This window comes from Pseudomonas sp. SWRI111 (assembly GCF_014268555.1).
Taxonomy (GTDB): Bacteria; Pseudomonadota; Gammaproteobacteria; order Pseudomonadales; family Pseudomonadaceae; genus Aquipseudomonas; species Aquipseudomonas hamedanensis.
The window spans coordinates 245,945-256,039 of record NZ_JABWQQ010000006.1 but is presented as its reverse complement, the minus strand read 5'-3'; the positions used below and the strand labels follow the sequence as shown (position 1 = coordinate 256,039).

Genomic DNA, 10,095 nt, shown 5'->3' with positions numbered 1-10,095 from the left:
TTGCCACCGGTAGCGCCAGTGATGGTGGTGCTGACGGTACTGCCATTGTTGTAAACGTCATTGGCCGCAGTCGGCACGTTGACGGTGCCAGTCGTCTGGCCGGCAGCGATGGTGATGGTCGAGCCATTCGACAGAGTGACGGTTACCGGGGTTTGCGCCGGGTTGGTCAGCGTCGCGGTGTAAGTGATCTGGCCGCCTTCAACAATGTTGTTGGTCGCGGTCAACGTCAGGCCGGTGTTATCCACCGAATCGGTGATCGTGGTGACCGCAGGCGTGTTGCTTGGCACCAGGTTTTCGAAGTTGCCACCGGTAGCGCCAGTGATGGTGGTGCTGACGGTACTGCCATTGTTGTAAACGTCATTGGCCGCAGTCGGCACATTGACGGTGCCAGTCGTCTGGCCGGCAGCGATGGTGATGGTCGAGCCATTCGACAGGGTGACGGTTACCGGAGTTTGCGCCGGGTTGGTCAGGGTCGCGGTGTAAGTGATTTGGCCGCCTTCAACGATGTTGTTGGTCGCCGTCAAAGTCAGGCCGGTGTTATCCACCGAATCGGTGATGGTGGTCACAGCTGGCGTCGGGTTCGGCACCAGGTTTTCGAAATTGCCGCCTGTAGCGCCAGTGATGGTGGTGCTGACGGTGCTGCCATTGTTGTACACGTCATTGGCGGCTGTCGGCACATTGACGGTGCCAGTCGTCTGGCCCGCAGCGATGGTGATGGTCGAGCCATTCGACAGAGTAACGGTAACCGGAGTTTGCGCCGGATCGGTCAGGGTCGCGGTGTAGGTAATCTGCCCACCTTCCGTGACGCTCGGGGCAGTCGTCAGGGTGACGGTGGTGGTGTCGACGGTGTCGGTGACTTGCGTCGTCGCCGGAGTGGTCGGCGGGGTCACCGTGATGCCGTTGCCGCCGGTGGTGCCGGTGACGGTCACGTCGATCTGTGTCGGGTCGTTGTACACCGTGTCGTTCGGCGCCAGCGGCACGTTGACGGTGCCGGTGGTCGAGCCAGCCGGGATGACGATCACTGCGCCGTTGGACAAAGTGATGGTCAGGTCGGTGAGTGGCGCCTGGGTCAGGGTTGCGGTGTACACCAGCACGCCGCCGGCTTCGGTGATGGTCGGCGTGGCGCTGAGGCTCAGGGTCGAGTCTCGCAGTGCATTGGCGGTGGTGTCGGTGGTCTGGCCGCCCGTGGTGTTCTGCGCGACCTGCCCGGCAGCGTTGATCCCCGCTGTCGGGAAGCCAATGGTCGGATCGACACGGCCAGCGGTGGCGTCGAGCATCACGAAGCTGTGACCGCCGCCCGCCGCGCCACCTGTGCCGGCGGCGCTCGGGCCGGCGGCGGTGGACTCAAGGGCGGTGGTCGGGTCGACACCGGCGGCGATGGCTTGCTGCAGTTCTTCTACCGACGGCGCTGCCTGCGCGGTGGCTTCGGCCAGGTCGGTGCTGGAGTCGGGTGCGTTGGCGCTCCACTGGGTGTCTCGACCCAGATCCAGAGTGCGGCCATCGGCCAGTTCCAGCGACACGGCGCCGGACAGACCGGTATCGATCTGGTCGCCGACATACAGGCGATCGCCTTCAACGAGTACCCGACGCACGCCCTCTGGGGACACCACGAAAACCTGACCGACAATGCTTTTGACGACGGCAACAACACTGCTCATTGAAGACTCTCCGGGGTGCCACATTCAGTTGACTTCCATGGACCTGACGGGCCATCGCGCCACTTCAGTCTGGACGTACTTTTAAAAAATTCGATAACAAGTTGACGCTTTGTTTCGTCAATATTTTGGCTATAGTTTTTCGCGATTAACTTTATGCCAAACTATTGACCTTCTGGGAGCCATCCTAAACAATCGTCCCAGTAATGTCACATTGATATTTCCGCGGCGACCTGTCCTTCAGCGTGTGATCCAGTTCCTGTTTTGAACTTTCCGACATACGGTCATTCCGGGTTGCCATCATCCGACGCAGCGCCACGTTCTGCTGTGATTCAAGACAAGAAGTTCCGGGAAATTCCAACCATGCGTTCGCTTTTGCTCCTCGCCGCTCCCTTCGCTCTCGCCGCCTCTTTTGTACAAGCACAATCCTTACCAGAAGCCATGCAACAGGCTCTGGATGTCCATCCGGAGGTTCAGGCGGGGGTCAACAGTCGATTGGCGGCGGATTATCAGTTAAAGGCTGCGAAGGGGGGATACCTGCCCAAGGTCGATCTGCTGGGCGGTTATGGCCGTGAGGGCACCGACAGCGTGACCACGCGGGCCAACGGTGGCGGCAATCACTGGGAGACGTTGAACCGCAGCGAGTCAAGTTTACGTCTCTCGCAAATGGTTTTTGACGGTTTTGCGACGTCCAACGAGGTTGCGCGTCAACAAGCCAACGTCAGCTCCCGTGCCTATTCCTTGCTCGGCACCTCCGAGCGCACCGCACTGACCGTCGCCCAGGTGTATCTGGACGTGCTGACCCGCCGCGAATTCGTCCGACTGGCGGAGGAAAACCTAAAAAGTCACCAGCGCATCTACGATCAGATCCAGTTGCGCACCCAGCGCGGCGTCGGCAGCGGTGCCGACCTCGACCAGGCTGAAGCGCGGATGGCCCAGGCCCGCAACAACCTGATCACCGAGCAGACCAACCTCGCCGATGCCGAAACCAACTTCCTCAGCGCCGTCGGCCAGATGCCCGATCAGCTGGAACGCCCGGCGCCGTTCATGGCGATGATGCCGGCCAACCTCAACGAAGCTCGCGCGCAGATGCTGGAAAACAGCCCGATCCTGCGTTCGGCAGAGTCGGATATCGCCGCGGCCGAAAAGCAGTACGCCACCGCCAAGTCGACCTTCTACCCACGTTTCGATGCCGAACTGGGGCGCACCGCCGACAACGATCTCGACGGCCAGAACGGCCACAACAACGAATGGCAGGCCATGCTGCGCATGCGCTTCAACCTCTATTCGGGCGGCAGCAACAAGGCCGACCTGGAATCCAAGTCGTACCTGGCCAACCAGGCGCTGGACATCCGCAACAACGCCTTGCGGCAGTTGAACGAAGAGCTGGGCCTGGCCTGGAACGCCTTGAACAACGCCAACGCGCAAGTGCCGATCGCCCAGCAATACGTCGATCACAGCACCTCGGTGCGCACCGCGTACCAGCGTCAATTCAGCCTCGGTGAGCGGACCCTGCTCGACTTGCTCGACAGCGAAAACGAGCTGTTCACCGCCTCGCGGCGTCTGGCGGAAATCAAGAATATTCAGTTATTTACTCAGTACCGAATCAAGGCGACCATGGGCGAGTTGCTCAGAAGCCAGGGAGTGGTCGCGCCGTTGGCATCCGTTGTGCACAACGACGTGAAGCCCAAGGTCCAGCTGCCTGGGATGAATTGAGTTATCCCTTTCAACTGTCAAAGAGTGTCGAGCGTGGAATCAGAAGTCAGTCGAGTTCATCTCAGTCATGATCCGCGCGCGTTGCACGACGATCCGTTACTGGACGGTCTGCTCGCCCTTTGCATGCTCCACCAGAAACCCGCCAGCGCGGCGATGCTGACCACCGGCCTGCCGCTGCCCAAACAGCGCCTGAGCGTCGAGTTGCTGCCGCGTGCGGCGGCTCGCGCCGGCCTGCAAGGTCGGGTGTTGCAGCGCAAGCTCGAAGACATTCCGGCGATTGCCATGCCCGCGCTGTTGCTGCTCAAGGATGGCCGTAGCGCCGTCCTGCTCGGCTGGCAGGGCGAAAACGAAGCGCGGGTGCTGCTCAGTGAAAGCGATGGCGGCGAATCGGTGGTCAGCCGCGAACTGCTGACTGACGATTACATCGGCAAAGTGTTCTTCGCCCAGCCGCAGCATAAATTCGACGTCAACCACGGCACGCTGATTCCGCGCGCGCGCTCGTGGTTTCGCGACACCCTCAAGCGTTCGCGCTGGCTGTACGCCGATGCGATCGCCGCCAGTTTCCTGATCAACATTATCGCCATGGCCGCGCCGCTGTTCGTGATGAACGTCTATGACCGCGTGGTGCCGAACCAGGCTGAGGCGACCCTGTGGGTATTGGCGCTGGGCATCACTGGCGCCTACATCTTCGACCTGATCCTGAAAAGCCTGCGCAGCCTGTGTCTGGATCTGGCGGGCAAGAAAACCGATTTGATCATCTCCGCCACGCTGTTCGAGCGCATCGTCGGCATGGCGATGAAGTACCGCCCGGCGCGGGTCGGCAGTTTTGCGCAGAACATTCATGAGTTTCAGAGTCTGCGCGACTTCCTCGCCTCGCTGACCCTGACCAGCCTGATCGACCTGCCGTTCACCCTTCTGATTTTCATCGTCATCGCGATTCTCGGCGGGCATCTGGTGTGGATTCCGGTGCTGGCGTTCCCGATTGCGCTGCTGATCGGCTACGCGTTGCAGAAGCCGCTGGTGGCAACCATGGAGCGCACCATGGCCCTCGGTGCCGAGCGCCAGTCAAGCCTGATCGAAACCCTGGCCGGCCTCGACGCGGTCAAGGTCAACAACGCCGAAAGCGAACGCCAGTATCAGTGGGAGCAGACCATCGGCACCCTCAGCCGTCTCGAGCTGCGGGTGAAAATGCTCTCCGGTCTGGCGATGAACATCACTCTGCTGATCCAGCAACTGGCCGGGGTGATCATGATCGTCTTCGGCGTGTACCAGATCATCGCCGGCAACCTGAGCATGGGCGGGCTGATCGCCTGCTACATGCTCAGTGGCCGCGCCCTTAGCCCGCTGGCCTCGCTGTCCGGTCTGCTCACTCGCTATCAACAGGCGCGGGTGACCATGACCTCGGTCGACCAGATGATGGAGCTGCCACAGGAGCGCAATTTCGAGGAGCGCCCGTTGAGCCGCAAGGTGCTGCAAGGCGCGATCGAGTGTCGCCAGCTCAATTTCACCTACCCGGACCAGCAGAACCCTGCGCTGAAGAACATCAACCTGGTGATCCGTCCCGGCGAGAAAATCGGCATCATCGGCCGCAGCGGCTCTGGCAAAAGCTCTCTGGCCAAACTGCTGGTCGGCCTGTATCAGCCGGACGACGGCGCGTTGCTGGTCGATGGCGTGGACATCCGTCAGATCGACGTCAGCGAACTGCGCTACAACATCGGCTACGTGCCACAGGACATCCACCTGCTGTCCGGCACGTTGCGTGACAACCTGGTTTCCGGCGCGCGTTATGTAGAAGACGAATTAGTCCTGCAAGCTGCCGAGCTGGCCGGCGTCCACGAATTCGCCCGCCTGCACCCGCAAGGTTACGAGCTGCAAGTTGGCGAGCGTGGGCAGAACCTCTCCGGCGGCCAACGGCAGAACGTCGCACTGGCGCGGGCGCTGCTGCTCAATCCGCCGATTCTGCTGATGGACGAGCCGACCAGTGCGATGGACAACACCGGCGAAGAACGCCTCAAGCAACGCCTCGCGGCGGTGATCGAAAACAAAACCGTGGTGCTGGTCACGCACCGTGCATCGCTGTTGTCGCTGGTCGATCGCCTGTTGGTGATCGACCGCGGGCAGATTCTCGCCGACGGCCCGAAAGCCGCGGTGATGGAAGCGTTGAAGAAGGGGCAGATCAGTGTTGCTTAAGTCCGGTGTCAAGGAGTCGATCCGTCGTTACTTCAAAGGCTCTGCCTCGCTGCAGGGTCAGCCGCTGCCGGAGGTCAACAAGGCGCTGATCGAAGACGCCCCGCGCGTTGTGCGCCTGACCATCTGGGCGATTATCGGCTTCTTTGTGTTCCTCATGCTTTGGGCCAACTTCGCCGTGATCGATGAAGTGACCAAGGGCGACGGCAAAGCGATTCCGTCGTCGAAAATTCAGAAAATCCAGAACCTTGAGGGCGGGATTGTCTCCGAACTGTTCGTCAAGGAAGGCCAGATCGTCGAGGCCGGCGCGCCGCTGATTCGCCTCGACGACACGCGTTTTGCCTCCAATGTTGGCGAAACCGAGGCCGATCGCCTGTCGATGCTGTTGCGGGTCGAGCGTCTGAGCGCCGAAGTCGACGACCGCCCACTGAACTTCCCCGAAGACGTGCTCAAGGCCGTGCCGGGTCAAGCGAAAAGCGAAGAGTCCCTGTACATCAGCCGTCGCCAGCAATTGCATGACGAGATCGGCGGCCTGCAGGAGCAGTTGATCCAGCGTCAGCAAGAGCTGCGTGAGTTCAGCTCCAAGCAGGCGCAGTACCGTCAGCAGCTCGGCTTGCAGCGCCAGGAAATCAACATGTCCGAGCCGCTGGTGGCGCAGGGCGCGGTGTCTCCGGTGGAAGTGTTGCGCCTCAAGCGTGCCGAAGTGGAAACCCGGGGTCAGCTCGATGCCACAACCCTGGCGATTCCGCGCGCCGAATCGGCGATCAAGGAAGTGCAGCGCAAAATCGACGAGACCCGGGGCAAATTCCGTAGCGAAGCGCTGACCCAGCTCAACGAAGCGCGCACCGATCTGAATAAGGCTCAAGCCACCGGCAAAGCCCTGGAAGACCGCGTCAGCCGTACGCTGGTCACCTCGCCGGTGCGCGGCATCGTCAATAAATTGTTGGTCAACACCATTGGCGGCGTGATCCAGCCGGGCAGTGACATGGTCGAAATCGTGCCGCTGGACGACACCCTGCTGGTCGAAGCCAAGATCCGCCCGCAGGACATCGCCTTCCTGCATCCGGGGCAGGAAGCGATCGTCAAATTCACCGCGTATGACTACACCATTTATGGCGGGCTGAAGGCGCAGCTGGAGCAGATCGGCGCCGACACCATCACTGACGAAGACAAGAAAACCACTTACTACGTGATCAAGGTGCGCACTGAGCGCAGCCATTTGGGCACGGATGAGAAGCCCTTGCTGATCATTCCGGGGATGGTCGCTTCGGTGGATATCATTACCGGCAAGAAATCGGTGTTGAGCTATTTGCTCAAGCCGATCATTCGGGCTCGGGCAGAGGCGTTGCACGAGCGCTAGATCCTCGGTGCTCCTGACGGCCTCTTCGCGAGCAAGCTCGCTCCCACAGGTGATCTCCTGTGACCGAAAATTTTGTGTTCGGTAAAGATCCAATGTGGGAGCGAGCTTGCTCGCGAAGGCGTCGGTGAAATCGCCACCTCCGGCCAATTAGTGACACAAAACGTCACTCGACTCCCAATTCCATTCCTCACCATTCGCCATATCGTTATTCATTAACGGTATTTAATTTCCAATTCTTATAGCTATAAAGTCACCCTTCTGCGTACCTGCCGACCAATCGGCGCGCCGCACGACCTGAACCGACACGCAATCGAGCGTGAGTGTCTGATCGACGTGCGCGCCCGTGAGCGCGCCGTGCGTGGGAGATGATTGATGTCCGCAGCTACTGCCACCCCGAGCGCCGCGACCGCCGCGCCACAAAGCTTTGAAATTCGTCCATTCAGCGGTGCCGTTGGCGCCGAAATTGTTGGTCTGGAGCTGAGTCGGCCAGTCAACGATCAGGATTTTGCGCGCATTCACCGCGCGCACCTGGATCACCATGTCGTGGTTTTCCGCGATCAGCAGATCGCCCCACAACAGCAAATCGACTTCAGCCGCCGCTTCGGCGTGTTGCAGATCCATGTGCTCAAGCAATTCCTGCTGGCGGATCACCCGGAAATCCTCATCGTTTCCAATATCATCGAAAACGGCCAGAACATCGGTCTCGGTGACGCCGGCAAGTTCTGGCATTCCGATCTTTCTTACAAAGAACTGCCGAGCCTTGGCTCGATGCTGCACGCGCAGGAGCTGCCCGTCGAGGGCGGCGACACGCTGTTTGCCGACATGCACAAAGCCTGGGACGACCTGCCATCAGCCTTGCGCAATGCGGTCGATGGACGCTTCGCCGCGCATTCCTATACCGCGCGCTACAGCGAAACCAAATTCGAAGGTAACTGGCGGCCGACCCTGACGCCGGAGCAACTGGCGCAGGTCGCCGAAGTCGTGCACCCGGTGGTGCGTACCCATCCGGAAAACGGCCGCAAGGCCTTGTTCGTCAGCGAAGGCTTCACCACGCGCATCGTCGGCCTGCCGGACGACGAGAGCCGTCAATTGCTGGCCGAGCTGTACGCCCACAGCGTGCTGCCGCAAAACATCTACCGCCATCAGTGGCAGCCGCATGATCTGGTGTTCTGGGACAACCGTTCGCTGATCCACCTGGCCGCCGGCTGCCCGGCGCACCTGCGCCGCAAGCTGTATCGCACGACCATCCAGGGCGATGCGCCTTTCTGATTTGCCGGAGATTGTTGAACCATGAACGCTCCCTTGCCAGGCCACGCGGCCAGCAACCCGATTGCCCGCAGTGACGCGTTGCTGGCGGTCGATCGCGTCAGCCTCGAATACCGCACGCCGCAACGCGTGGTTCGCGCCACCCACCAAGTCAGCTTTGAAATCGATCCGGCCGACCGCTATGTGTTGCTCGGCCCGTCCGGTTGCGGCAAGTCCACATTGCTCAAAGCGGTCGCCGGGTTCATCCAGCCCTGCGAAGGCGAAATCCGCCTGCAAGGCCAGCGCGTCGATGCGCCGGGGCCGGACCGGATTGTGGTGTTCCAGGAATTCGACCAATTGCCGCCGTGGAAAACCGTGAAGCAGAACGTGATGTTTCCGTTGCTCGCCTCGCGCACCTTGAACAAAAAAGACGCGGAACACCGTGCGCTGCACTATCTGGAAAAGGTCGGCCTGGCGGCGTTCGCCGACGCCTACCCGCATACCTTGTCCGGCGGCATGAAAGCGCGGGTGGCGATCGCGCGGGCGCTGGCGATGCAGCCGAAAATTCTGTTGATGGACGAACCCTTCGCCGCCCTCGACGCGCTGACGCGACGCAAGATGCAGGAGGAGTTGCTGCTGCTCTGGGAGGAAGTGCGTTTCACGTTGCTCTTCGTCACCCATTCGATTGAAGAAGCACTGGTGGTGGGTAATCGCATTCTTCTGCTGTCGCCGCATCCGGGCCGGGTGCGCGCCGAAGTGCACAGCCATCAATACGATCTGCACAGCCTCGGCGGCGTGGCGTTTCAGGAATCGGCGCGCAGAATTCATCGCCTGCTCTTCGATGAAGGTCAGTCGCCGGAGACCGAGCGTGACCATGACTTCAACGATATTCGCATCGCCTATTGAGCGGCCGAGAGGATTACCCGATGAGCCATTCACCCTCCGTGCGTGAAGAATTCGAAACCGCGCTCGAGCCGCTGACTGCAGTGCCAGTCGAGCGCGAATTACCGCTCGGCACGCGGTTGTGGCAACAGGGCTGGCTGCGCAAAAGCCTGATCCTGATCGTATTGGCGATCGTCTGGGAGGCGGTCGCGCGGATTCAGAACAACGATCTGATGCTGCCGAGCTTTCTGCAAACCGCCCACGCCTTGTTCGACGGCCTGCTCAGTGGCGAGCTGTTGGCCAAGGTGTGGATATCCCTGGTGGTGCTGATCAAAGGGTACTTGATCGGCATTGTTCTGGCGTTTGCCTTGACCACCCTGGCGGTGTCGACGCAGTTGGGACGCGATCTGTTGAGCACGATGACCTCGATGTTCAATCCGTTGCCGGCGATTGCCCTGTTGCCGCTGGCCCTGCTGTGGTTTGGTCTGGGGCAGAACAGCCTGATTTTCGTGCTGGTGCATTCGGTGTTGTGGGCGCTGGCGCTCAATACTTATGCCGGTTTTCTCGGCGTTTCCGAAACCCTGCGCATGGCCGGGCGCAACTACGGACTCAAGGGGCTGCGGCTGGTGTTGTTCGTTCTGATCCCGGCGGCGCTGCCATCGATTCTCGCGGGGCTGAAGATTGGCTGGGCGTTTGCCTGGCGCACGTTGATTGCCGCCGAATTGGTGTTTGGCGCGACCAGTGGCAAGGGCGGGCTGGGCTGGTACATCTTCCAGAATCGCAATGAGCTGTACACCGACAAGGTGTTTGCCGGGTTGGCGGTGGTGATTCTGATTGGTTTGCTGGTGGAGAATCTGGTGTTTGATACGCTGGAGCGAGTGACCGTCAAGCGGTGGGGTATGCAGCGCTGAGGTTTTAGTCGGCTGGGCCGGCCCCTTCGCGAGCAGGCTCGCTCCCACTTTTGGAATGCGTTCCCCTGTGGGAGCGAGCCTGCTCGCGAAGGCGTCAGCCCTGTCACCGCCGATATAGGAAATATTTGCTAGCATTGCG

7 protein-coding genes are annotated in these 10,095 nt (G+C 60.8%); 6 read left to right on the top strand and 1 reads right to left on the bottom strand.

All coding sequences use genetic code 11. The features are described 5' to 3' along the window. Positions 1-1,658, bottom strand: a 1,658-nt coding sequence (locus HU755_RS10605) for a retention module-containing protein (protein WP_186632254.1), incomplete at its 3' end; no start/stop codon positions are given. Between the two features lie 360 nt (positions 1,659-2,018). Between HU755_RS10605 and HU755_RS10600 the strand changes: the two genes are divergently transcribed. The 6 genes from HU755_RS10600 (at position 2,019) to HU755_RS10575 (ending at position 9,956) form a co-directional block, all read left to right on the top strand. Continuing rightward, positions 2,019-3,371 (top strand): TolC family outer membrane protein, encoded by a 1,353-nt coding sequence (locus tag HU755_RS10600; protein WP_186632250.1) that lies wholly within the window; start codon positions 2,019-2,021, stop codon positions 3,369-3,371. 33 nt (positions 3,372-3,404) lie between these two features. Next, positions 3,405-5,561 (top strand): type I secretion system permease/ATPase, encoded by a 2,157-nt coding sequence (locus HU755_RS10595; RefSeq protein WP_186632247.1) that lies wholly within the window; start codon positions 3,405-3,407, stop codon positions 5,559-5,561. Beyond that, a complete protein-coding gene (locus HU755_RS10590) occupies positions 5,551-6,918 on the top strand; it encodes an HlyD family type I secretion periplasmic adaptor subunit (protein ID WP_024011116.1) in 1,368 nt (455 codons plus the stop codon). The genes HU755_RS10595 and HU755_RS10590 overlap by 11 nt, the downstream gene beginning before the upstream one ends. A gap of 372 nt (positions 6,919-7,290) precedes the next feature. Then, positions 7,291-8,187 carry a TauD/TfdA family dioxygenase gene (locus HU755_RS10585; RefSeq protein ID WP_186632245.1) on the top strand — a complete coding sequence of 299 codons (897 nt, stop codon included), beginning with the start codon at positions 7,291-7,293 and terminating at the stop codon, positions 8,185-8,187. Between the two features lie 21 nt (positions 8,188-8,208). Next, positions 8,209-9,069 carry an ABC transporter ATP-binding protein gene (locus HU755_RS10580; protein WP_186632243.1) on the top strand — a complete coding sequence of 287 codons (861 nt, stop codon included), beginning with the start codon at positions 8,209-8,211 and terminating at the stop codon, positions 9,067-9,069. Between the two features lie 20 nt (positions 9,070-9,089). Then, positions 9,090-9,956, top strand: a complete 867-nt coding sequence (locus tag HU755_RS10575; RefSeq protein WP_186632240.1) for an ABC transporter permease — start codon at positions 9,090-9,092, stop codon at positions 9,954-9,956. The last annotated feature ends 139 nt before the right edge of the window (positions 9,957-10,095 follow it).